This window comes from Mycolicibacterium sp. SMGY-1XX (assembly GCF_059132455.1).
On sequence record NZ_CP101139.1, the window covers coordinates 4,100,189 to 4,123,859 of the forward strand.

Here is a 23,671-nt window from a genome sequence, read left to right on the forward strand (position 1 = left end):
TCTGCCCAGACCCTTGACGGCCGCGAGATCCGGGCGCATATTCATCGTATGATGAGTTCATCGGTCGGTGAATTTGTGAGCAGTGACTATGCCGTCGTCGTGCGAAATCTCCGGGTCATCCGGGGTAAAGCCACGGTGTTGCACGATCTCGACCTGACCATTGCCCACGGCACCGTCACCGGGCTGCTGGGCCCGTCCGGGTGCGGCAAGACAACGTTGATGCGCTGCATCGTCGGCACTCAGAAACTCACCGGCGGATCCGGGTCCGTCGACGTGCTGGGCCACCCGGCCGGCTCCCCCGCCTTGCGCCATCGGGTTGGTTACGTCACCCAGAACCCGACGGTCTACGGCGATCTGAGGGTCATCGACAACGCGCGTTACTTCGCCGCCCTGTACGGAGCCCCGGCCGCCAGTGCGCGGGAGGCCGTTACCGCGGTCGGACTCGACGCCCAGCGCGACACCCTCTGCGCCGACCTGTCCGGCGGGCAACTCAGCCGAGTGTCCCTGGCCTGTGCACTCGTCGGCGCACCCGAACTGCTGGTACTCGACGAACCGACCGTGGGCCTCGACCCGGTGCTCCGGGTGGACCTCTGGGATCGGTTCAACGAACTCGCGCGGCGCGGCACCACCTTGTTGATCTCCAGTCACGTCATGGACGAAGCCGACCGTTGCGCCGAGCTGTTGCTGATGCGCGACGGACGGCTGCTCGCCCACACCACCCCGGCCCGACTCCGAGAGGACACCCGATGCAACTCGCTGGAGGACGCATTCCTGTCCATCATCGAACAAAGCACCGCAGCCTGACGACGTCCCGCCCGGTGCCGCTGCGACCGTATCTGGCGACAACCGCCCGGATTCTGCGGCAGTTGGCCGCCGACCACCGCAGCGTGGCGATGATCCTGGTGGTGCCCAGTTTCGTGATCGTGCTGATGTACTTCATGTTCCAGAACGCGCCCACCTCAGCGTCGTTCAACCAGGCCTGCCTGATCCTGCTGGGACTGCTGCCACTGGTGGTGATGTTCCTCATCACGTCGATCTCCATGCAGCGTGAACGCGTGTCCGGCACGCTCGAACGGATTCTGACCACGCCTTTGCGCAGGTTCGACCTGCTTGCCGCTTATGGCACCGCCTTCTCACTCGCCGCTGCGGCCCAGGCGAGCATCGCCTGCGTGGTCGCGTTCTGGGTACTGGGGTTCGACACTGCATCCAGCCCTGCCTGGGTGTTCGTCATCGCGATCATCAATGCGGTTCTCGGGGTGGGTCTGGGATTGTTGTGCAGCGCGTTCGCCCGTACGGAGTTCCAGGCGGTTCAGTTCATGCCGGTGGTGGTGGTTCCGCAGCTGTTGTTGTGCGGGATCATCGTGCCGCGGGCGCTGATGCCCGAATGGCTGCAGTGGATCAGCAACGCCCTGCCCGCCAGTTATGCGCTCGAGGCGCTCCGCGAAGTCGGCGCCCACCCCGAGCTGACCGGCGTGGCCATCCGTGACATCGTGGTGGTCGTGGTATTCGCGGTCACAGCATTGGGGTTGGCAGCGGCGACATTGCGGCGACGGACACCCTGAGCTGGTGACCACCGAAAGCCGACGGCGTCCGGGGCGGCCGGCCGGCGCCTCCGACACCCGCGAGAAGATCCTCGCCAGCGCACGGGAACTGTTCGCGCGCAACGGGATCGGCAACACCTCGATTCGCGCCATCGCCTCCGGGGCCGGCGTCGACGCGGCCCTGGTACATCACTACTTCGGCACCAAGGAGAAGCTGTTCACCGCGGCCATCAACGTCGCGTTCGACCCTGCCGAGATCCTGACGCCACTACGCACCGCGCCGGTCGAGGAGTTGGGCCGCATCCTGCCCTCCCTGATCCTGCCGCTGTGGGACTCCGAGGTCGGCGCAGGCATGGTGGCCACCCTGCGCTCGGCGCTCAGCGGCGACGAGATCACCATTTTCCGGTCGTTCCTGCGCGATGTTGTCGTCGCAGAGTTGAGCGTCCGGTTGGACGATCCGCCGGGCACCGGGATCCTGCGCGCCGAATTCGCGGCCACTCAGATCCTCGGTGTGGTGATGGCACGCCACATCCTCGAATTGGACCCGATGGCCTCGTTACCCGTCGAGCAGATCGTCGACACCATCGCGCCGAATCTGCAGCGCTACTTCACCGGCGAATTGCCAGTGGCGGATCACTGACCGGTCAGGCGAGCGTGCTCGGCCTCGTCGACGTCGCGTGCCTCGTCCACGAGCAACACCGGAATTCCGTCGTCGATCCGGTACGCACGTCGCAAGCGCGGGTTGTACAGCAGATCTTCGGTGTACATCAACGGGCCCCGGTCAGCGGGGCAGACGATGATGCTCAGCAGCTTTTCGTCGATCACTTACCGGCCGGGCATCGGGAAGATCGGGTTGTCGTCCCGAATCATGGGGTTGCCGTTCATGTTCGGCTGCCAGGGACCCTGGTTGATGGAGAAGCCGATGCCGCCGGGGCCTGACGGTGCGCCCATCTGCGCCAGCACCTTCTGCTGGTTGGCGACGACCTGCTGCAGCGCGCCGACCAACGGAGCCTGGTTGGGCCCGCGGTTGGCGGCGGCGGCCTGCACCACCTGCAGATCGGCCGGCTTGGGGCGGACACCCTGGGCGCGCATCATCAGCGCGTCGTTGAGCAGATTGGCCACCTGACCGCCGCCACTGCCGGTGCCGTACTGCGCCTCGAGTTCGTCGAGGATGTCGGCATTGGCGGTTGCCGAGAAACCGACCAGCATCGACGCGGCAAGACCGGCACTGGCCAGGCCGGTCACCATCGCACGCCGCCAGCGGGAGGTCGTCGGGTCGGACTGTGATGTCATTGCGAATCCTCCAGCGGCGCGATGCTTGTGAGCATTGAGTCAGAGGCGCCCCGCGATAGAACCACGCCTCGAGCTGTCTCGGGGAGCCTAACAGCGCTATCGGTCGGCAGCACCATCTCTGTTACTTCGCCCCCGCGAGCTGGGCCCGTACGGCTGTGGTCAGTCGCTTGTACTGGCCGGTGCCGGGATCGAGGAACCAGGTGGTGCGGCTCGGTTTGGGCACCCCGGCGGCGCGCAGAGCGCTGATCGTGGGCCGATACGTCGCCGCCAGCGGGAGCTCGGGCACCACCTGCACGATGTCCGGCGGCAGGCCCACCACCAACGAGGACACCGCCTCGGACAGATCAGCCGCGGTGACGGTAGCTCCCGGGCGCAGGGTGAGGGCCGTGATGGCCAGCTGCCCGTGGGCGGTCTGCACACCGTAGGTGACGGCCAGGTCGACGGCGGGAATCATGCTGATGGCATTGGTGATGGGCTCGGCGTACACCACACCTCGCTGGGTGTGCAGGGCCCCCGGGCGACTGTCCACCAGCCAGTAGTCACCGTCGCTGTCACGGCGGAACAGGTATTCGGTGGAGATCCAGGTGTCGGCGGGTGCGAAGACACCGCGCTTCACCGAGGCCGTCGGGTCGATCGGTCCGCGCGGGCGGGCCAGCATGACCCCTACCTGGTCGGTGTCGGCGATCTGGACGAAACCGCGCTCGTCCTCCAGGATCAGGTCGGATTCGGCGTCGTAGGCGGCCAGTTCCACCTGCCCGCTGCCCGGCAGCGGCCGGCCCTTGCTTCCGATCTTGGCGCCGGAGACATTGGCCAGTACCGCCTGCCCGTCCGTCGTCGCGAAGAACTCGACCACCTGAGCCGGCGCGAATGCATCCGTGACCCGCTGCCACAGACCGGTCGGCATGCCGGAGCCGATGAACAAGCGGACCGGGTGGTTGCCGTGCAGCGCGAAGCCGGGATCGTCGATGACGTCCCGCAACATCGCCCAGGTGTAGGACACGACCGTGACCCCGTAACGGCGCACCTCTTGAACAAAGGTGTCGGGCTTGAGCCCGCGGGACAACGCGATGCGGGCGCCGCCGACGACGGCGCCGCCGAGTGCCACCAGCAGCCCGGATTGGTGGTGCAACGGTGTCAGGCAGTAGACGGTGTCGGTGCGATCCAGCGCCGCGGTCGAGGCGGTGCCGAACGCCGACAACGCCCACCGGTAGTTGGAGATCTGCTTGGCCACCAGTTCGCCGCCGACCGTGCTGAACGCGACAAACGCACGGTCGCGTGCCAGCCCCGGGTTGGGTCGGTACCAACCGGGTAGCTCGACGGCATCGGGGTCGATCTGTTCCATGTCGGTGACGTCGGCGCCCTCGGGCAGGTTCAGAGCACGCAGGTCACCGCCGCCGAGCACCAACACCTGCAACGACAGTTGTAAGGCCGCCTCGAGATTGGGCGGATCGGTCAGGATCTCGGCGACACCCCCCACCCGGGCGGCGGCGGCCAGGTCGCCGTCCGGCGGCATCAACACCGCGACGGCCCCGAGCCGGGACAGCGCAGCAATGGCGACCAGGGCACTGGGCCGGGTCTCCATCAGGACGCCGACGTGATCGCCTTGCCGGACGCCGACCTTGATCAGACCGCGGACGACGTTGTTGATCCGGCGGTCCACGGCTTCATAGGTGTGCACGCGGCCGTCGAACAGCAGGAACTCACCCTCCGGCGCACCCCGGGCCTGCTCGGACAGGATGCGGCCCAGCGAGATCCGGGTGTGGTCGTTGATCTGGCCCAGGCGAGTGAGCCGCGGCAGGGTGCGCACCGTCTCCACCGCCAGGGTGCGCACCGATCTGTTGGCGGCCACCACCGCGCCTGCGGCCCCGCGGGCCAGCGACAGCGCCACCTCCGAGGCCTCCCCCACCCCGTGGACCACCCGGGAGGCCAGCGGCACACCGCTGTCGCTGTGTTCGCTCGGCTGGTCCGGCATCGGCTCGACATTGGCGGGTTTGGGGCCCAGACCGGTGAGCCACAGCACCCAGTCGGCCACCGTCGGCCAGGTGATCTCGGCCGCCTTCGATCCCACGACCAATCCGAAATGTCCTGCACGCAAGGTGGTTTCGTAGACATCGGCGGTCGGGGCGGCACGTTTGATACCGCGCACCGAGGCCGGCTGGCCGATGTCGTCGACCTCACCGACGAAAGCCAGCACCGGACAGGTGATATCGGTCAGCGTCACCAGTTGACCGTTGATGGCGAAACCACCGGTCATCATCCGGTTGTGGGAGATGAACTGTTTCAACAGTTCCTGCACCGCTGGGCCCGACCATGCGATCCAGCCTTCGGAATCCAGGAAGCGACGCTGCTGCTCGCGCGGCAACAGCGCCTCACGATCGTGGAGCTGGCGCAGGAAGTCCACGCGGGCCTTGGCCGTCTTCAACGGGTCGAGCATCTGGAAACCCGTGCGGGCCATCCAGCCCGAGATGTCGAGACGGCTGAAGACATGGTCGGCCATGAAATCTGCGGCCAGCACACCGAGATTCGGTGGGATGCCCAGCGGAAGCGCGGCGAGGGTGTCGACCGGTGAGCCGAAGGTGACGATGCTGGCCAGGTCTTTCGAATGCCGCAGTGCCGCGACTTGATAGCAGAACATCCCGCCCTGCGAATAGCCGGCGAGGTGGACGTCGTGGCCGGTGGTCTTCTTGATGGTGTCGATGGCGTTGTCGAGCGCGACGATGTGATCGGCCAGCGTGCGCAGCATGCCGCCTTCGACCTTGTCGGGTTCACCGAAATCGATGACCCAGGGATCCAGACCGGCGAAATGCAGGATGCCGACCGCGCCGTCTTCGCGGGTGACGTCGAACATGTTGGCCGACATCATCATCGGGTGCACCATGAGCACCGGCGGGCCCACTTTGGCCTTACCGGGCCTACTGTCCGGTGGGAAGTACCGCCGGAGTTTGTACATGGGGACGCTCTCGACGATCTGGTACGGCGAGGGCACCGAACCCGTCTCCAGGCCGCCCAGTCGCAGGACCTCCAGCCCGTTCTGCGCCGTGGCCACCAACCGCTCCACCGGCCTGGTGACTGCGGAACGAGTCAGTCCCATGTCGAATCCATCTGAGTGCTCCCCTGCTGAACGCCCTGATCATGTCGCCCCGACAGCCAGCACATCATTCCACACCGCCTCATCGTGTCCGTCATGTTTGGTCACGTGGGCGACCAGACCGGAGAGCACGATAGGGTCGGCCCAGTGGCACACCTGCTCGGCGCCGAATCGTTGCGCCTCGAGTACCCGACCCGAGTGGTCTTCAATTCGGTGACCGTCGGCGTCAGCGACGGTGACCGGATCGGCATCGTCGGACGCAACGGCGACGGCAAGTCCAGCTTGATGGGCATGCTCACCGGTCAGATCACCCCCGACGCCGGCCGGGTGACCCGAGTCGGCGGTCTCCGGGTCGGCGCCCTGGACCAGTCGGACATCCTCGACGAGCACGCCACGGTGGGGTTCAGCCTCGTCGGTGACATGCCCGAACACGAGTGGGCCGGCGACGCCCGCGTCCGCGACGTGGTGGGCGGCCTGGTCACCGACCTCGACTGGGATGCGCGCGTGGGCACCCTGTCCGGTGGCCAGCGGCGCCGGGTCCAGTTGGCGGCCCTGCTGATGGGTGACTGGGACGTGGTCGCGCTGGACGAGCCCACCAACCATCTCGACGTCGAGGGCATCACCTGGCTCGCCGAACACCTGAAGACGCGGTGGGCCCGCAACAGCGGCGGCCTGCTGCTGGTCACCCACGACCGGTGGTTCCTCGACGAGGTCGCGACCACCACCTGGGAAGTGCACGACGGGATCGTCGAGCCGTTCGAAGGCGGGTACGCGGCCTACGTCCTGCAGCGCGTCGAGCGGGACCGCATGGCCGCGGCCTCGGAGGCCAAGCGCCAGAACCTGATGCGCAAGGAACTGGCCTGGCTGCGCCGCGGTGCGCCGGCCCGCACGTCCAAACCGAAGTTCCGGATCGACGCCGCGAACGCGCTGATTTCCGATGTGCCGCCGATCCGCAACAACCTCGAGCTGGCCAAGCTGGCCACCGCGCGGCTGGGCAAAGATGTCATCGATCTGCTCGACGTCTCGGTGGAATTCGGGGAACGACAGATCCTGCACGACATCGAGTGGCGTATCGGGCCGGGCGAGCGCACCGGGATCCTGGGCGCCAACGGCGCAGGGAAGTCGACCCTGCTCGGATTGATCGCCGGAACGGTGACACCGAGCGCCGGCCGGGTCAAGCGCGGCAAGACGGTGCAGCTGGCGATGCTGGATCAGCAGGCCGGGATCCTGGCCGAGGTCGAAGGCGACCTGGTCCGTGAGGTGATCGGCCGGCTGCGCGAAGGATATGAGGTCGACGGCCGCGAGCTCACGCCCACCCAGCTGCTCGAGCGGCTGGGATTCGCCCGCGACCAGCTGTCGACGCGGGTGTCCGAACTGTCCGGCGGGCAGCGGCGCCGGTTGCAGTTGATGCTGACTCTGCTCAGCGAACCCAATGTGCTGGTGCTCGACGAGCCGACCAATGATGTCGACACCGAGATGCTCACCGCCACCGAGGATCTGCTGGACTCGTGGCCAGGCACCCTGATCGTCGTCTCGCATGACCGTTACCTGTTGGAGCGAGTCACCGATCAGCAGTACGCCGTCATCGGCGGCACCCTGCGGCACCTGCCCGGCGGGGTGGACCAGTATCTGCAGTTGGCGCAGCGGGTGGAGACGCCCGCCGCGGCCCCGGCGCCGAGTTCGGCATCGAGCACCGGCGCCGCCCAGTACAACGCGCGCAAGGAACTCGGCGCCATCGAACGCAAGCTGGCCAAACTGTCCGAACAGATCGCCGGCGTGCACACCACCATGGCCGCTCACGACCAGAGTGACTACACGGGTCTGGCCGGGCTGACCGCCCGACTGCGGGCACTCGAATCGGAGAACGACGAACTCGAGGAGCGTTGGCTGGAGTTGTCCGAAGCGTCCGAGTGACCCTTCGTAGACTGTCGCCGTGCGCTACCTACTGCGACCCGTGCTCCTGTGGGTGCAGTACTTCCCGCAGCTGGCTGCCTGCTTCCTGCTGGGGTACCTGGGCCGTCTCGGAGCCATCGAGCTGGCCGCATGGGCCGGCTACGACAACAAGTGGTGGGCGTCGGTGATCATGCCGCTGGCCGGTCTGGCACGGTTGGCGGCCTTCGTCGGGATGTTCCTGGTGCTGAAACCGGCATTTCCCGTACTGGCGAGCTTCTCGTCGCGTCGGCTGCGCGAGATCGACGTGTTCTCCACGATCATCCTGCCGTTCTTCGCCATCTACATGGCCTGGCAGATGTTCCGCGAGGACTGGCTGGCATTCGAGGCACGTGCGCTGACCTACCGGGTGGGCGAAGCGATGATGTCGCCGGAACCGACTGATCTGCACCCGGAATCGCTGCCAGTGGGCGCCAGCACGCTGGTGCTGATCATCTCGGCGCTGGCGCTGCGTTATGTGCTGGGCTTCTTCAAGGACCGGATGCCGAAATGGGTGATCGCCATCCGGGTGTATGTGGACACGCTCTGGGTGTTCCTGGCGCTCAGCTTCTCGGTGAACCAGGGCCTGACCCTGCTGGTCAATCCCGCGGGCTGGATCGCCGAACGGCGGATCATCGTGTGGTTCACCGAGACTCGCGAACAGCTCTTCTCTCACTTCGCGCCGTTGAACGCCATCTGGGACGCCTGTGCGTTTGCGCTGCGCACGGTCTTCGGCGGGGCGGCGGTACCGCTGATCTGGCTGGCGGTGGCAGGCATCGTCTACGGCGTGACGTCGACGGTCAACTGGCGCGAGACGGCGCGACGGTTCGGCGGCGCCAGGGCGGACTCGCTGTTCGAGCGGGCCGCACCGGCGCACAAACGCGTCAGCTCCAAGTGGACTGCGATCCCGAAGTCGTTGCGGGACAAGGCGCATGAGCACGCGGTGGGACAGCTGGGCAAGTTCCGGCCGATCGTCGACTCGGCCAACCTGATCCTGCACGGTGGGGTGCTGGCGTTGGCCCTCTACGTGCTGGGCTATCTGGGGCTGGCCTGGCTGGACATGGCGGGCAGCTTCTACCGCGCGCAGATCGGCGACGGCAACCTCTTTCGTGGGGTGGCCTGGCTGCTGGGCCCGCAACCGTGGGTGTTCTGGTCGAATTTCACCGCCACCCTGAGTCTGGCGTTTCATCTGCTGATCGAGCCGCTGCGGCTCTGCTTGATCGCGAGCACGTTCGCCTACTGCGTGGAGCGGGTCGCGCGGCCGGAGCCGGCTACAGCATCATTCGAACCAGGATCCGTCCCGACCAATCCGTGACGTCGACGGCGGTGGGCGTCGCGTCGTCCGGGAGCAGGAAACTGAACTGCACCGGGCCCGGCTCGGAGCAATTGGAGCTGGTGCCCTCCGGCGGAAGCGGGCCGTGGGTACCGACGGACTCGGCGCTCCACCGCCGCTGCCCATCGGTGATGACGCCGGAACACCCGGGCAGGCCGGGACCTGCACTCTCGAGCGTCACCACATGGACCAGCGTTCCCTCGGGCAGCTCGGGCGTCAGCCGGTTGGATGACGTGTTGAGGTAACGGACCGTGTCCAGCCGCCAGATCTGGCCTGCGGCCTCACCGGACTCGCCCTTGGCCACCACGCGTTCGGGGTTCGTCGACTCCCGGTAGGCCGTCCAGTCCGGCCACAGGGTGGTTGCGGTGATGACCGCCAGCGCCGCCACGGACACCGCCGCACCGATCAGGTTTCGTTGCCACAACCGGATCATGACGCACTCATCGTCGGAGGGGTCAGCCGCACTCGTTCGAGCCGACTGATCTGCGGGCCGCCCATCGGAATCCGGATCACCAGGCGCGAATCCAATCTGGCGTCGCCGATCCACAGCCGCAGTCTCACCTCGTCGACCTCGTCGAGCACCTGCGGCGCGACGTCGAACACCCAGTTGGCCCGGTAGTCGATCGCAGGCTGCATGGTGCCGCCGGCGGTCGCCGTCGGCGACAGCCGATCGGTCGGACGGTAGGTGTCCGGGCCGACCTCGAGCTCCGTACGCAACAGGCCGGGTTCCTCGACCGCGGCGACCGTCGCGTTCACCACCACCCACACCCCGGCGGCCTCGAGTCTCGGCGGCCGACCGTTCGCCGGTTGCACCACCGGAGTGATCTGAGTGCCAAGCACAATGGCGGTGATGTTGCGTCCGGTGGCCGGCTGCCCCGCGCCGGCGGTCACGTCGAACGGTGCGTAGATCTTGCTGTTCACCGGCAGGTCGTGCCAGATAACTGCGGCCGCCACGATGGCCACGACCGCCGCAGCTGCCGTAAGCACGCTGCGCCACTTCATGATCGGTTCGCGACGGGCACCGTGACCTGACCGTAGTCGGTCACGCTGTCCAGCCACGCCTCACCGTAGGTGACCATCAGCTCGGAGAGTTTCTTCTTCCAGACACGCAGCGTCACGGAGCCACCGGGCTCCACGGCACCGTCGGGCACTTCCCAGAAGAACGCCATCTCCTGCTGCAGACCAGGGCCCAGGTTCGTGTTGTAAGTGCTGTCGGCCAGTCGGTACGCGCCGACCAGACGCTGCTCGGGGTGGCCGGTCAGGTTGATGGCCCTGAGCAGATTGCCAGGGGTGTGGCCGTCGTTGCGGATCTCCACCACCACGCCCAGATACCGGGATCCCGGCTGGTCGTAGAGGACGCCCTCGATCTCGTCGACCAGCCTGGCCCGGTCGACGGTCAGTGTGTACTGACCGTCGCTGAACTCCTCGCCCGGCTCGAACAGCGTCACCGTGGTGTTGGCGTCGTCCAGGCCGCCGAAGAGGGCGGTCGCCGCGAGCACCAGCACGATCAGCAGTTGCCACATCTGTTTGAAGCCCAGGCCGGCGAACCATCGCCGCACCCGGGCGGCCACCTGCTCAGCGACCCCGGTACCAGCCCCCATGCGGCGACTCTACGGCGCGGTCGGGGGCTCCGACAGCCGGCTCTTGACGTAACGGCTGGTGTCGTCGGCCAGGACTTCGAGGTTGCCGGCTTCCAGTCCGTCGAGTCCGGCGGCGACGACATCGGCGGGGTCGGCTTTGGGCACGTCCAGGCCGGCGGTCATGTCGGTGTCGACGGTGGCGACGTGCAGTCCGGTCACCTGGGTGCCTTGCCCGGCGAGCTCGATCCGGACTCCGTTGGTCAGGGCCCACTCCGCGGCTTTGGCCGCCGAGTAGGACGTGGATCCGTCGAGCGACAGCCACGACAGGACCGACAGCATGTTGAGGATGGCTCCCCCGCCGTTGGCGCCGAGCACCGGGGCGAACGCGCGGATCACGGTGAGGGTGCCGAAGAAGTTGGTGTCCATCTCGCGGTGGATCTCGCCGAGGTCGCCGGTGATCAGGTTCTGGCCGGCGGACACCCCTGCATTGTTGATCAGCAGGGTGACATCACCTGCCGCCGTGGCCGCGGCGGCGACGGATTCGGGGTCGGTGATGTCGAGCGCCAGCGGTGTCACGCCGTCGAGGTCGATCTGTCCGGGGTCACGGGCGGCGGCGTACACCTTGGCGGCACCGCGGGCCAGCAGGGCCTCGGCGTAGACGCGGCCCATCCCGCGGTTGGCTCCGGTGACCAGCGCCACCGATCCGGCGATTTTCATGCAGTCATCCTGACATTCAGCGATGCAACCGCAGCCGTAGGCCGTCGATGGTGTCGCGGACGCCGCCGAGCTGCCGGGCGACCTGCACGGGCGAGGTCCCGCCGCGCGCATCACGAGCCGCCACCGAACCGTCGACGGTGAGTACCTCCCGCACCTGCGGGGTGAGGTCGGGGCTGATGGCCGTCAGTTCGTCGTCGGTGAGCTCCTCGAGGCCCACGCCGCGACTCTCGGCGGTTTTGACGGCCGCCCCGGCGGCTTCGTGGGCGACCCGGAACGGCACCCCTTGGCGCACCAGCCATTCGGCGATATCGGTGGCCAGGGTGTAACCGGCGGGCGCCAGTTCGGCCATCCGGTCGGTGTCGAACGTCAGTGTGCCGACAAGACCGGCCATCGCGGGCAGCAGCAGTTCCAGCTGGGCCACCGAATCGAAAACCGGCTCCTTGTCTTCCTGCAGATCCCGGTTGTAGGCCAGCGGCTGGGCTTTGAGGGTGGCCAGCAGCCCGGCGAGATTGCCGATCAGGCGCCCCGACTTACCGCGGGCCAGTTCGGCGATGTCCGGGTTTTTCTTCTGCGGCATGATCGAACTTCCCGTCGACCAGGAGTCGTGCAGGGTGACGTAGCCGAATTCCGTTGAGCTCCACAGGATGATGTCCTCGGCGAGGCGGGACAGATCGACGGCGATCATCGCCAGGATGAAGGCGGCCTCGGCCGCGAAGTCACGGGCCGCGGTGGCGTCGATGGAGTTGTCGGCGGCTCTGGCGAAACCGAGGTCGGCAGCGATCGCGTCCGGATCCAGGCCCAACGACGATCCGGCCAGTGCGCCCGAACCGTAGGGCGACACCGCAGTCCGGTCGTCGAAGTCGGCAATACGGTCCACATCACGCAACAACGGGTGGGCGTGCGCCAGCAGGTGATGCGCCAGCAGTACGGGTTGCGCGGACTGCAGGTGCGTCTTGCCCGGCATGATCGCTGTCGGATGCGCCGCGGCCTGGGTGGACAGCGCTTGCACCACCTCGATGGCCCCGTCGGCGATGCGGCGCAACGCGTCACGCAGCCACATCCGAAACAGCGTGGCCACCTGATCGTTTCGTGACCGCCCGGCGCGCAGCCGGCCGCCGAGGTCGGGGCCCACCCGGTCGATCAGGCCGCGCTCCAGCGCGCCGTGCACGTCCTCGTCGGTGACGATCGGACCGAAACTCCCGTCGGCGACGTCCTCGCCGAGCGAGTCCAGCCCGGCAAGTAGTCCGTCGCGTTGTTCCTCGGTGAGCAGGCCGGCGTTGTAGAGCACCCGGGTGTGGGCTTTCGACGCGGTGACGTCATAGGGCGCGAGCACCCAGTCGAAGTGGGTCGATTTGCTCAGTGCGGCCAGGGCGGCCGACGGCCCGTCGGCGAAACGACCGCCCCACAGCGCGCCTTCATTGGTGCTCATTCGCATGCCCCTTTCAGCGCGAGCGCGCGTGTTCGTACGTCAAAAGCGGCGTGTCGCTGTACGAACACGCGCGCTCGGCCAGTTTGTTTACAGGCCGAGGTCGCGCTTGGCCGAGATCTTGGACGACAGGCCGTGCACATGGACGAAGCCTTTGGCGCTGGACTGGTCGAAGCTGTCGCCCTCGTCGTAGGTGGCCAGGTTGAAGTCGTACAGGCTGGTGGGGCTGCGACGGCCGTTGACCGCGATGTGCCCGCCGTGCAGTACCAGCCGGATCTCGCCGGTGACGTGCTCCTGGGTGTGCGCGACGAACGACTCCAGCGCCCGCTTCAGCGGCGAGTACCACAGGCCGTCGTACACCAGCTCGCCCCACTTCTGGTCGGTACCACGCTTGTAGCGTCCGAGCTCGCGTTCGAGGGTGACATGCTCGAGTTCGGTGTGCGCGGTGATGAGCACCATCGCGCCGGGGGCCTCGTAGATCTCGCGGCTCTTGATGCCGACCAGCCGGTCCTCCACCACATCGAGACGACCCACACCCTGGGCGCCGGCGCGGCGGTTCAGCTCGACGATGGCTTCCAGCACGCTGACCGGACGACCGTCGATGGAGACCGGGACACCCTTGTCGAAGCCGACGATCACCTCATCGGGGCTGCTCCAGTTGACCGTGGGGTCTTCGGTGTAGTCGTAGACGTCCTTGGTCGGCGCGTTCCACAGGTGTTCGAGGAAGCCGGTTTCCACTGCGCGGCCCCACACGTTCTGGTCGATCGAGAACGGTGAACGTTTGGTGACGTTGATCGGGATGGCGTTCTCCTCGGCGAAGGCGATGGCCTTCTCCCGGGTCCAGGCGTAGTCGCGGACCGGCGCGAGCACCTCGAGATCGGGCGCCAGCGAGGCAAATCCGACCTCGAAGCGCACCTGGTCGTTGCCCTTGCCGGTGCAGCCGTGGGCGACGATGCCGCCGTTGTGCTCGCGGGCGGCGGCCACCAGGTGCTTGACGATCAGCGGTCGGCTGATCGCCGACACCAGCGGATAGCGGTCCATGTAGAGCGCGTTGGACTGGATGGTGGGCAGGCAGTACTCGTCGGCGAACTCGTCGCGGGCATCGACCACGACGGCCTCGACGGCGCCGCAATCCAGTGCGCGCTGCCGCACGACCTCCATGTCCTCACCGCCCTGGCCCAGGTCGATGGCCACGGCGACGACCTCACGGCCGGTCTCCTTGCCGATCCAGCTGATGGCCACCGAAGTGTCCAGACCGCCGGAGTACGCCAAGATGACGCGATCGGACATGTGTTGTTCCTTCTCTCTCTTCTCTTACTGCAGGTTTTCGAAGGTGGCGGCCAGTTCGGCGCCGGTCATGGGTTCCCGGGCCATCACGAAGATGGTGTCATCACCGGCGATGGTGCCGACGACATACGGTAGCGACGCGCGGTCGATGGCACTGGCCAGGTAGTGGGCGGCGCCGGGTGGGGTACGCAGCACCGCGAGATTCCCGCTGGCGTCGGTGGACACCAGCAGGTCACTGAGCAACCGGGTGACACGTTCGGTGCCGCCGCTGACGCCGCGCACGGGGCTGCCGTCTTCGGGGACGACGTACGCACCGACGCCGCCATCGGCGCCGCGCAGCTTCACCGCGCCCAGCTCCTCCAGGTCACGCGACAGCGTGGCCTGGGTGACCTCGATGCCCTCGGCGGCCAGCAGCCCGGCCAGCTCGCTCTGACTGCGCACCGACCGTGACGACAGCAACGTCACGATCCGCGCCTGCCTGCCGGCCCGGGTGGTCGCAGACGTCATCGCGCAGTCCCGCGGTACTCCAGCAGCCAGACCAGCAGCGCCTTCTGCGCGTGCAGTCGGTTCTCCGCCTCGTCCCACACCGCACTCTGCGGACCGTCGAGCACGTCGTCGGTGACCTCGTGCCCGCGATGCGCCGGAAGGCAGTGCAGCACAACGGCTTCGGGGTCGGCGTGGCCCAGCAGTTCGGAATTCACCTGGAACGGCCGGAATGGACGTACCCGGTCCAGGCCGTCGTTCTCCTGCCCCATCGATGTCCAGGTGTCGGTGACCAGCACGTCGGCGCCGGTGGCGGCGGCCACCGGGTCAGACGTGAGGGTGACCGCGGCGCCGGTCTGCTCGGCCCGCTGGCGTGCCGCGGCGACGAACGCGGCGTGCGGCTCGAAGCCCCGCGGCGCGGCGATGGTCACGTCGATGCCCGCCGTGACACCTCCCAGCATCAGCGAGTGCGCCATGTTGTTGGCCCCGTCACCGAAGTACGTCATCCGCAGGCCCTTCAGGGAGCCCTTCCGTTCCACCAGGGTCTGCAGATCGGCCAGCACCTGGCAGGGGTGGAACTCATCGGAGAGCGCGTTGATGATCGGCACCGTCGACCCGGCCGCCATCGACGTCAGCCGTTCCTGGGCGAAGGTGCGCCACACGATGGCGTCGACGTAGCGCGAGAGCACCTGTCCGGTGTCCTCGAGGGTCTCCTCGCGACCCAGCTGCGTGCTGCGGCCATCGACGACGACGGCGTGCCCGCCGAGTTGGGCGATGCCCATCTCGAAGGAGAACCGGGTGCGGGTGGAGTTCTTCTCGAAGATCACCGCCACCCCCCGCGGCCCTTCCAGCGGGCGGCGGCTCATCGGCGAGTGTTTGAGATCGGCGGCCAGCGCCAGGACTTCCGCCTGCTCCTGCGGCGTCAGGTCGTCGTCCCGCAGGAAGTGCCGGATGGTCATCAAGAGTCCTTTGCGGTGTCGAGCACGGTGGGCAGCGCGGTGAGGAAGTGGTCGGCCTGCGCATCGGTGAGGATCAGCGGCGGCGCCAACCGGACCACGTTCGGGGCCGCGGCGTTGACCAGGAACCCGGCCTCACGCGCGGCCGTCTCGGCGGCTTTGGCCTTCTCCTCGGTCAGCACGATACCGATCAACAGACCTCTACCCCGAACATGGTCCACCAGTGGGTGATTCAGTGCTTCCACACCGTGGCTCAGCGTCTTGCCCAGCGCACCGGCCCGGGCGATCAGGTCGTCATCGGCCAGGGCGCGCAGCACCGCCAGCGCCGCCGCCGTGCACACCGGGTTGCCGCCGAACGTGCTGCCGTGCAGGCCCGGGGTCAGCAGATCGGCGGTGGGTCCGAGGGCCAGGCAGGCACCGATCGGCAGTCCGCCGCCCAGCCCCTTGGCCAGGGTCACCACATCGGGGGTGACGCCGTCGTGGTGATGCGCGAAGAACGCCCCGGTGCGGCCGACCCCGGTCTGCACCTCGTCGAGGACCAGCAGAGCTCCTGCGGCGGTGGTGATCTCGCGTGCCGCGGACAGATAGCCGGGGGGTGGCACGACGACGCCGCCCTCCCCCATGATGGGTTCCAGGAACACCGCGGCGGTGTCGGTGTCGACGGCGTTGCGCAGCGCCTCGACGTCGCCGTAGGGCACGTGGGTGACATCGCCGGGTAGCGGTTCGAACGGCGCCCGCTTGGCCGGCTGGCCGGTCAGCGCCAACGATCCCATGGTGCGTCCGTGGAAAGCCCCTTCGGCGGCAACCACTTTCGTGCGTCCGGTGAGCCGGGTGATCTTGAACGCCACCTCGTTGGCCTCGGCGCCGGAATTGCAGAAGAACGCGCGCGCCGGCGCACCGAGGTGCGCTACCAGTTGTTCTGCCAGCGCGATACCGGGTTCGGTGGCATACAGATTGGAGACGTGCCCCAGCGTGTTGAGCTGGGTGGTGACGGCTTCGATCACCGCGGGGTGCCGGTGGCCCAGGAGGTTCACCGCGATTCCGCCGAGCAGGTCGAGGTAGGTCCTGCCGTCGGGGTCTGTGACGACGGCGCCGTCACCACTGGCCAGTGCCAGCGGCGGGGTGCCGTAGTTGTTCATCATCACGCTCTGCCAACGGTCCTGCAGCGCTTGTGTTTCACTCATGCGGGCACCACGCCTTCCTCGTCCGACTTCTCACCGGAGCTCGTCCCTCGCTCCGGCTTCGGCGTCGGCACCACCTTGGTTCCGGTTCCTTCATCGGTGAACAGCTCCGCGATGACACAGTGCTCCACCCGACCGTCGATCACATGCGCGCTCGGCACGCCGCCGTTGACGGCGCGCAGGCACGCCTCGATCTTGGGCACCATGCCGGATTCCAGGCTCGGTAGCAGGGTTGTGAGCGTGTCGGTATCGATCTCGGTGACCAGCGACGTGCGGTCCGGCCAGTCGGTGTAGAGACCTTCGACGTCCGTGAGCATCAACAGCTTCTCGGCGCCCAACGCTTCGGCCAGGGCCGCGGCGGCGGTGTCGGCGTTGATGTTGTGCACGATGCCGACAACGTCGGGGGCGATGGTGGACACCACCGGAATCCGGCCCGCGCCGATGAGGTCGACGACCGCGGCGGTGTCGACCGTCTGCACGTCGCCCACCAGCCCGATGTCGGTGGCGACGCCGTCGACGTTGACGCTGCGGCGAACGGCGGTGAAGAGCTGTGCGTCTTCACCGGTGATTCCGACGGCATAGGGGCCATGGGAGTTGATCAGCCCTACCAGTTCACGGCCCACTTGACCGAACAGCACCATGCGGGCGACGTCGAGCACCTCGGGCGTGGTGACCCGGAAGCCGCCCTTGAAATCTCCGGCAATGCCAAGGCGTTTCAGCATCGCCGAGATCTGAGGACCGCCACCGTGTACCACCACGGGGTGGATTCCGCAGTTGCGCAAAAACACCATGTCGTCGGCGAACGCCCGTTTGAGGTTGTCATCGGTCATGGCGTTGCCGCCGTATTTCACGACGACGATCTTGCCGTGCAGCTGCTTGAGCCACGGCAGCGCGCCGGCGAGGACCTGCGCCTTGGCCCGGGTGGGGACTACCTCGGTCATGAACTGTAGGCCGAGTTCTCTTCGACGTAAGCGTGCGACAGGTCGGTGGTCCGGATGGAAGCCTCGGCATCGCCGGCACCGAGGTCCACCCGCACGGTGATCTCGTCGCCGGACAGGTCGACCTCGCGCGCGCCTGGCGCGCCCGCACCGTCGACGCACACGTCGGAGCCGTTGAACGACACCGAGATCCGGTTGGGGTCCAGCGTCACCGGTGCCATGCCCACGGCGGCAAGCACTCGGCCCCAGTTCGGATCGGAGCCGAACAGCGCAGTCTTGACCAGGCTGTCGCGGGCGATCACCCGGGCGGCCACCAGCGCGTCGTCTTCGCTGGCGGCACCGGACACGGTGATGGTGATCCGCTTGGTGACGCCTTCGGCGTCGGACTGCAACTGTGCGCACAGATCGTCACAGACGGCCAGGACGGCGGCGTCGAGTTGCTCCTGGGACGGGGTGATCTCGCTGGCGCCGGAGGCCAGCAGCAGCACGGTGTCGTTGGTGGAGCAACTGCCGTCGATGTCGAGGCGGTCGAACGTCCTGGCGGCGGCACGCGTGAGCGCGGTGTTCAAGGCCTCGGCGTCGGCCACCGCGTCGGTGGTGATGACGCACAGCATGGTGGCCAGCGACGGCGCCAGCATGCCAGCGCCCTTGGCCATTCCGCCCACGGTCCAGTTGTCGGCATGATGCAGCGCAACCTGTTTGGGCACGGTGTCGGTGGTCATGATGGCGCGCGCGGCTTCGTCACCGCCGGAGAGCCCACCGGCCATCTCGTGGACGATCTCCTGCACACCGGCGAGCACCTTGTCCATGGGCAGCCGGTCACCGATGAGGCCGGTGGAACACACCGCGACCTCGATGGCGCCGGTCTCGGTACCCCATGCCGACAGTGCGGCCGCCACGGCCTCGGCAGTGGTGTGGGTGTCCTGGAACCCGCCCGGCCCGGTGCAGGCGTTGGCGCCGCCGGAGTTCAGGATGACGGCCCGCAGCCGTCCGGTGGTGAGCACCTGCCGGCTCCACTGCACCGGAGCGGCCTTGACCTGGTTGCGGGTGAACACACCCGCTGCGGCGTGGTCGGGGCCTTCGTTGAACACCAGGGCCAGGTCCAGCTTGCCCGAGGCTTTGATCCCCGCGGCGATTCCGGCGCCGCGGAAGCCCGCGGGCGCGGTGACCCCCTGTGTCCGCACGAGCCGCGTTGTGTCGACAGATCCCCGTCCTTTGAGAATCTCGGTCATGGTGCCACCCCCACAGTTGACAGTCCTTCGGTTTCCGGCCAGCCCAGCGCGAGGTTCATCGACTGCACCGCCGCGCCACCGGTGCCTTTCGTCAGGTTGTCGATGGCGCACACCGCGACCAGTGTCCTCGCATCTTCATCGACGGCGACCGCGATCTGCGCGGCGTTGCTGCCGATCACCGAACCGGTCTTCGGCAGCTGCCCCTCCGGCAGCAGGTGCACGAACGGCTCTGTCCCATAAGCTTTCTCGTAGGCGGCGCGCAGTTCCGACACCGGTGCGGCAGTTCGCGCGGTGCAGGTGGCCAGGATTCCGCGCGAGGTGGGGATGAGCACCGGCGTGAACGACACGGTGACGGGTTTGTCGGTGACGGCTCGCAGTCCCTGCGCGATCTCGGGGGTGTGCCGGTGAACGCCGCCGATGTTGTAGGCGCGCGCCGAGCCGATCACCTCCGAGCCCAGCAGATCCACCTTGGCGGCGCGACCGGCGCCGGAGGTGCCACTGACGGCGACGACGGTGACCGCGGGTTCCACGAGGTCTGCGGCCACGGCGGGCAGCAGTGCCAGCAGCGCGGCGGTCGGGTAGCAGCCGGGCACCGCGATGCGGGATGCGCCGCGCAGCGCATCCCGGGCGCCAGGCAGCTCGGGCAGTCCGTACGGCCAGCTGCCGGCGTGGTCGGAGCCGTAGAACCGCTTCCAGGCCGCCGCGTCGGTGAGCCGGAAGTCGGCACCGCAGTCGATGACCACGGTGTCGGGGCCGAGTTGTTCGGCAATGGCACCGGAGTGGCCGTGCGGAAGGGCCAGGAACACGATGTCGTGTCCGGTCAGCACGTCGAGTTCGGTGGGCTGCAGCACGCGGTCGGCCAGCGGCAACAGGTGCGGGTGGTGCTCACCGAGGGTGGTTCCCGCGGAGGCCGCTGCCGTCAGCGCACCGATGCTGAGCCGGCCGTCGGCGACGGCCGGGTGTCCCAGCAGGAGTCGAAGGATCTCACCACCGGCATATCCGCTGGCACCCGCCAACGCCACTGTCTTGGGCATACACGGATCTTTGCATCTTTATGCACCGATATGCAAATGAATTAACCCAAGTGGATCTAGGCGCGCATGGTGGCGCCGACACTCGCCGCCGCTGCGGCCACGGCGGCGTCGCGGGCAGCACTGGCTTCGTCTTCGGTGAGCGTGCGGTCGGGGGCACGGAATCGCAGCGCCAAGGCCAGCGACTTGCGCTGCTCGCCGACCTGCGGCCCGGTGTAGACGTCGAACAGCTGCACCGCTTCCAGCAGCTCGCCGGCACCGTCGCGGACGGCGTCGATCACCGTCTGGGCGGCGACATCGGCATCGACCACCAGGCTGATGTCCTGGAACACCGCCGGGAACGGCGACACCCGCGGGGCGGGCAGCGCCTCGGCGATCGGGATCGCGCTGAGATTCAACTCGGCCGCGCAGGTGCCCTTCGGCAGGCCGGCCCGTTCGATCACCGCCGGATGCAGCTGCCCGGCATGGCCGACGCTCACGTCGCCGACGAACAATTCGGCGCAGCGGCCCGGATGCCACGGCAGCAGCGCAGCCGGCCGAAGCGTGACCTCGACACCGGCCGCGCGCGCGATCACGCGTACCGCCTCGAAGGCATCGGCCGCCTCGACGGGGCGCCCGGCACCCCAGGGACCGCGAGGTTCCCGCAGCCCCGACAAGACGACCCCCACGTGCTGCGGCTGCAGCGGCAGCGACGCGTCCAGACCGGCGATCTCCTCGTCGGTGGGCCGACGGTCGGTCGGGATCAACTCGACGGCGCGCGTCTGCTCGGTCGGATGCACCACTTGGGCGATCGCGAACAGTGCGGTGTCGACGGCACCACGGGAAACGTTGCGGGACAACGCTTCCAGCAGACCCGGCAACAACGTGGTGGCCAGGTGCGGCCGGTCGGCTTCCAGCGGGTTGAGCACCCGGGTGGTGGAGCGCCGCGGATCATCGGCCGGCAACCCCCAGGTGTCGAACACCCCGGCCGGCAGGAACGGTGTCGGCAGGATCTCCACGTACCCCGACAGGGCCAGCGATTTCCCGACGGCACGGCGACGCTTCTGCCCGGCGGTCAGACCGCGGCCGGCGGGCGCGGTGGGCAGCACCGAGGGGATGACGTCCAGTCCTTCGAGCCGCAGCACCTCCTCCACCAGGTCGGCGGGCTGCACCAGGTCGGGCCGCCAGCTCGGCGGTGTCACCGTCAAGACGTTGCGTTCGTCGACGGTCACTTTCGCGCCGATCTGTGTCAGCCGGTGGACGGTGGCACCCTCGGGGTAGTCCACCCCGGCGGTACGGTCCGGCAGGTCGGCGGCCATCCGCACCGGGGTGGGCGACCAGTCCTCCCGCGGCGGATCACCCCGCCAGTCGGTGAGCGTGGGTTCGATTGTGCCGCCTGCAATTTCGGCGAGCAGGCGCGAGCAGCGGTCGATCGCGGCGACGGAGATCGCCGGGTCGACGGCCCGCTCGTAGCGACGGCCCGCCTCGCTGACCAGGTGTAGCCGGCGCTGCGTGCGCGACACGGTGGCCGGATCCCACACCGCTGCTTCCAGCAGTATGTCGGTGGAGTCGTCGTTGATCTCGGTGGTGCCCGCGCCCATGATGCCGCCGATGGCAGCCGTGGCCACGTCGTCGACGATCAGCACGTCACCCGGGTCGAGCTTGCGTTCGATGTCGTCGAGGGTGACCACCGTCTCCCCCGGCCGCGCGAAGCGGACTTCGAAGCCGCCGTTGATGCGTTTGCGGTCGTGGGCGTGCATGGGGTGCCCGAGTTCGATCATGACGTAGTTGGTGACGTCGACGGCCGGCGAGATGGGCCGGATACCGGACAGCAGCAGGCGTCGTCGCATCCACCACGGCGACAGCGCGTGCTGGTCGATCCCGGTGACCGGGCGCAGCGCGAAGCGGCTCACGCCGGTGCCGGGCTGGACGGTCAGCGGCCACGCCTCACCTTCGACGGGCAGCGGTTCCACGTCGGCCGGGTCGACGAACTCCAGGTCGAACGCGCAGGCGATTTCGCGGGCAATGCCGCGCACCGACAGTCCGTAGCCGCGGTCCGGGGTGATTGCCAGATCGAACACCACGTCGTCGAGCCCGAGCAGGTCGTAGGCCGACTCCCCCGGCTCGGCGGTACCCGGAGGCAGCACCAGGATGCCGGAATGGTCGGCCCCCATTCCCAGTTCGGCTGCGGAGCAGATCATGCCGTCGGAGACACGGCCGTAGGTCTTGCGCTTGGCGATCTGGAAGTCGCCGGGCAGCGTCGTCCCGGGCAGCGCCACCACCACGGTGTCGCCGACCACGAAATTGCGTGCGCCGCATACGATGTCGCGTAACTCGGGTTCACCGACATCGACCTTGCAGGCCCTTATTGGTTTCTGGAATTCGGTGAGTTCCTCGATCTCGGCGACCCGGCCGACGGTCAGCGGACCGGTCACGGGCCCCAGGGTGAGGACGCCCTCGACCTCATGACCGATGCGGATCAGCGCCTGTTCGAGTTCCTCGGCAGAGACGTCCCAGCCAGGTGCCCCGGCAGAGACCACTTCACGCAACCAGCTGTACGGCAGTTTCATCAGGCACCGACCCCGAACGGCAGGGAGAACCGCACGTCACCTTCGACCATGTCTCGCATATCGGGGATGCCGTTGCGGAATTGCAGGGTGCGCTCCAGGCCCATACCGAAGGCGAAGCCGCTGTACACCTCGGGGTTGATCCCGGCGGCGCGCAGAACGTTGGGGTTCACCATGCCGCAGCCGCCCCATTCCACCCAGCCGGGGCCTCCTTTCTTACCCGCAAACCAGACGTCCACTTCCGCGGACGGTTCGGTGAAGGGGAAGAAGTGTGGCCGGATCCGGGTGCGCGCCTCGGGCCCGAACTCGGAGCGGGCAAACGCGTCCAGCGTGCCTTTGAGGTTGGCCATCGTCAGGCCGCGGTCCACGGCCAGCCCCTCGACCTGGTGAAAGACCGGGGTGTGGGTGGAATCGAGCTCGTCGGTCCGGAACGTCCGGCCGATCGAGATGATGTACACCGGCAGCTCACGCTCCAGCAGCGCCCGAACCTGCACCGGCGAGGTGTGGGTGCGCAGCAGCTGGCGGGAGCCCTCCGGCGCGATGTGGAAGGTGTCGGACTCGCTGCGCGCCGGGTGGTCGGGCGGGAAGTTCAGCGCGTCGAAGTTGAATTGTTCGGTCTCCACCTCGGGCCCCTCGGCCAGTTCCCAGCCCATCGCAACGAACGTGTCGGCGATGTGCTCGGCCAGGATCGTGATGGGGTGACGTGCGCCGGTGGGTTGCCGAGTCGACGGCAGCGTCACGTCGATGCGCTCGGCCACCAGGACAGCGGCATCGCGCTCGGCACGCAGGGCAGCCAACCGGTCGTCGTAGAGCTGCTGGGCCGCCGCGCGCGCGACGTTGACCCGCTTGCCGGCGTCGGCGCGGTCGGCCTTGGGCAGCGCACCCAAGGCTTGACGGGCCAGCGCCAACGGCGACTTGTCGCCCAGATGCTCGGTCTTGGCGCGGGCCAGGCCGTCCAGGTCAGTGGCCAGACTGAAGGCGTGGCCAGCCGCGCTGACCGCCTTGGTCAGGGTCTCCTCAGTGAGATCGGGGACCTGGGCCAGGTCTCCGACCTGGGGTTCTTCACCCACGCGACGCGGCTCCTCAGAGTTGGTTTCCAGCACAAACGCA

Annotated in this window: 22 protein-coding genes; 5 read left to right on the forward strand and 17 right to left on the reverse strand. The window is 68.0% G+C overall.

The window, feature by feature from the left end; all coding sequences use genetic code 11:
* Positions 1-48: 48 nt before the first annotated feature.
* From NL241_RS19830 to NL241_RS19840, 3 genes are read left to right on the forward strand one after another with little or no spacing between them, the layout of a single operon-like run.
* Entirely contained in the window at positions 49-804 is a 756-nt protein-coding gene (locus NL241_RS19830) for an ABC transporter ATP-binding protein (protein ID WP_494394805.1), read from the forward strand.
* Positions 805-824: 20 nt separating this feature from the next.
* Positions 825-1,562, forward strand: coding sequence for an ABC transporter permease (locus tag NL241_RS19835; RefSeq protein ID WP_494398346.1), 738 nt, complete (start codon positions 825-827; stop codon positions 1,560-1,562).
* Between the two features lies 1 nt (position 1,563).
* Positions 1,564-2,181, forward strand: a complete 618-nt coding sequence (locus NL241_RS19840; protein WP_487695382.1) for a TetR/AcrR family transcriptional regulator — start codon at positions 1,564-1,566, stop codon at positions 2,179-2,181.
* On the opposite strand, the gene NL241_RS19845 is transcribed toward NL241_RS19840, so the two are convergent.
* The 3 genes from NL241_RS19845 to NL241_RS19855 all read right to left on the reverse strand — a co-directional run bounded on the left by NL241_RS19845 (position 2,175) and on the right by NL241_RS19855 (position 5,925).
* The gene (locus NL241_RS19845; RefSeq protein WP_487695201.1) at positions 2,175-2,366 is read right to left on the reverse strand and encodes a Trm112 family protein; all 192 of its coding nucleotides are present in this window, start codon (positions 2,364-2,366) and stop codon (positions 2,175-2,177) included. The two genes, NL241_RS19840 and NL241_RS19845, sit on opposite strands and share 7 nt — an antisense overlap.
* Complete coding sequence (locus NL241_RS19850) at positions 2,367-2,834, reverse strand: hypothetical protein (RefSeq protein WP_487695203.1); 468 nt, start codon at positions 2,832-2,834, stop codon at positions 2,367-2,369.
* Positions 2,835-2,955: 121 nt separating this feature from the next.
* Positions 2,956-5,925 carry an acyl-CoA synthetase gene (locus NL241_RS19855; protein WP_494394806.1) on the reverse strand — a complete coding sequence of 990 codons (2,970 nt, stop codon included), beginning with the start codon at positions 5,923-5,925 and terminating at the stop codon, positions 2,956-2,958.
* A gap of 144 nt (positions 5,926-6,069) precedes the next feature.
* On the opposite strand from NL241_RS19855, the gene NL241_RS19860 reads away from it, so the two are divergent.
* Together NL241_RS19860 and NL241_RS19865 are read left to right on the forward strand one after the other, a co-directional pair.
* Positions 6,070-7,836: an ABC-F family ATP-binding cassette domain-containing protein gene (locus NL241_RS19860; protein WP_487695206.1), complete on the forward strand. Its 1,767-nt coding sequence runs from the start codon at positions 6,070-6,072 to the stop codon at positions 7,834-7,836.
* 19 nt (positions 7,837-7,855) lie between these two features.
* Positions 7,856-9,166 carry a hypothetical protein gene (locus tag NL241_RS19865; RefSeq protein WP_494394807.1) on the forward strand — a complete coding sequence of 437 codons (1,311 nt, stop codon included), beginning with the start codon at positions 7,856-7,858 and terminating at the stop codon, positions 9,164-9,166.
* On the opposite strand, the gene NL241_RS19870 is transcribed toward NL241_RS19865, so the two are convergent.
* The 14 genes from NL241_RS19870 to pheS form a co-directional block, all read right to left on the reverse strand.
* Positions 9,123-9,617 carry a hypothetical protein gene (locus NL241_RS19870; RefSeq protein WP_494394808.1) on the reverse strand — a complete coding sequence of 165 codons (495 nt, stop codon included), beginning with the start codon at positions 9,615-9,617 and terminating at the stop codon, positions 9,123-9,125. The two genes, NL241_RS19865 and NL241_RS19870, sit on opposite strands and share 44 nt — an antisense overlap.
* Positions 9,614-10,186, reverse strand: a complete 573-nt coding sequence (locus NL241_RS19875; RefSeq protein WP_494394809.1) for a hypothetical protein — start codon at positions 10,184-10,186, stop codon at positions 9,614-9,616. The genes NL241_RS19870 and NL241_RS19875 overlap by 4 nt, the downstream gene beginning before the upstream one ends.
* On the reverse strand, positions 10,183-10,785 hold the full coding sequence (locus NL241_RS19880) for a hypothetical protein (RefSeq protein ID WP_494394810.1): 603 nt from the start codon (positions 10,783-10,785) through the stop codon (positions 10,183-10,185). The genes NL241_RS19875 and NL241_RS19880 overlap by 4 nt, the downstream gene beginning before the upstream one ends.
* Positions 10,786-10,794: 9 nt before the next feature.
* Complete coding sequence (locus NL241_RS19885; RefSeq protein WP_487695214.1) at positions 10,795-11,481, reverse strand: SDR family oxidoreductase; 687 nt, start codon at positions 11,479-11,481, stop codon at positions 10,795-10,797.
* 16 nt (positions 11,482-11,497) lie between these two features.
* On the reverse strand, positions 11,498-12,910 hold the full coding sequence (gene argH / locus NL241_RS19890) for an argininosuccinate lyase (RefSeq protein ID WP_487695215.1): 1,413 nt from the start codon (positions 12,908-12,910) through the stop codon (positions 11,498-11,500).
* An 87-nt stretch (positions 12,911-12,997) separates the two neighbouring features.
* Complete coding sequence (locus NL241_RS19895) at positions 12,998-14,197, reverse strand: argininosuccinate synthase (protein ID WP_487695217.1); 1,200 nt, start codon at positions 14,195-14,197, stop codon at positions 12,998-13,000.
* A gap of 24 nt (positions 14,198-14,221) precedes the next feature.
* Complete coding sequence (locus NL241_RS19900; RefSeq protein WP_487695218.1) at positions 14,222-14,701, reverse strand: arginine repressor; 480 nt, start codon at positions 14,699-14,701, stop codon at positions 14,222-14,224.
* Positions 14,698-15,636, reverse strand: coding sequence for an ornithine carbamoyltransferase (gene argF, locus NL241_RS19905; RefSeq protein WP_494394811.1), 939 nt, complete (start codon positions 15,634-15,636; stop codon positions 14,698-14,700). The genes NL241_RS19900 and argF overlap by 4 nt, the downstream gene beginning before the upstream one ends.
* Positions 15,636-16,817 (reverse strand): acetylornithine transaminase, encoded by a 1,182-nt coding sequence (locus NL241_RS19910; protein ID WP_494394812.1) that lies wholly within the window; start codon positions 16,815-16,817, stop codon positions 15,636-15,638. The genes argF and NL241_RS19910 overlap by 1 nt, the downstream gene beginning before the upstream one ends.
* Entirely contained in the window at positions 16,814-17,755 is a 942-nt protein-coding gene (gene argB, locus NL241_RS19915) for an acetylglutamate kinase (protein WP_494394813.1), read from the reverse strand. The genes NL241_RS19910 and argB overlap by 4 nt, the downstream gene beginning before the upstream one ends.
* Positions 17,752-18,984 (reverse strand): bifunctional glutamate N-acetyltransferase/amino-acid acetyltransferase ArgJ, encoded by a 1,233-nt coding sequence (gene argJ, locus NL241_RS19920; RefSeq protein WP_487695224.1) that lies wholly within the window; start codon positions 18,982-18,984, stop codon positions 17,752-17,754. The genes argB and argJ overlap by 4 nt, the downstream gene beginning before the upstream one ends.
* Positions 18,981-20,018 (reverse strand): N-acetyl-gamma-glutamyl-phosphate reductase, encoded by a 1,038-nt coding sequence (gene argC, locus NL241_RS19925; RefSeq protein ID WP_494394814.1) that lies wholly within the window; start codon positions 20,016-20,018, stop codon positions 18,981-18,983. The genes argJ and argC overlap by 4 nt, the downstream gene beginning before the upstream one ends.
* A gap of 56 nt (positions 20,019-20,074) precedes the next feature.
* On the reverse strand, positions 20,075-22,564 hold the full coding sequence (gene pheT, locus NL241_RS19930; RefSeq protein WP_494394815.1) for a phenylalanine--tRNA ligase subunit beta: 2,490 nt from the start codon (positions 22,562-22,564) through the stop codon (positions 20,075-20,077).
* Positions 22,564-23,604, reverse strand: a complete 1,041-nt coding sequence (gene pheS / locus NL241_RS19935) for a phenylalanine--tRNA ligase subunit alpha (protein ID WP_487695384.1) — start codon at positions 23,602-23,604, stop codon at positions 22,564-22,566. Before pheS ends, pheT begins: the two co-directional genes overlap by 1 nt.
* Positions 23,605-23,671: the final 67 nt, after the last annotated feature.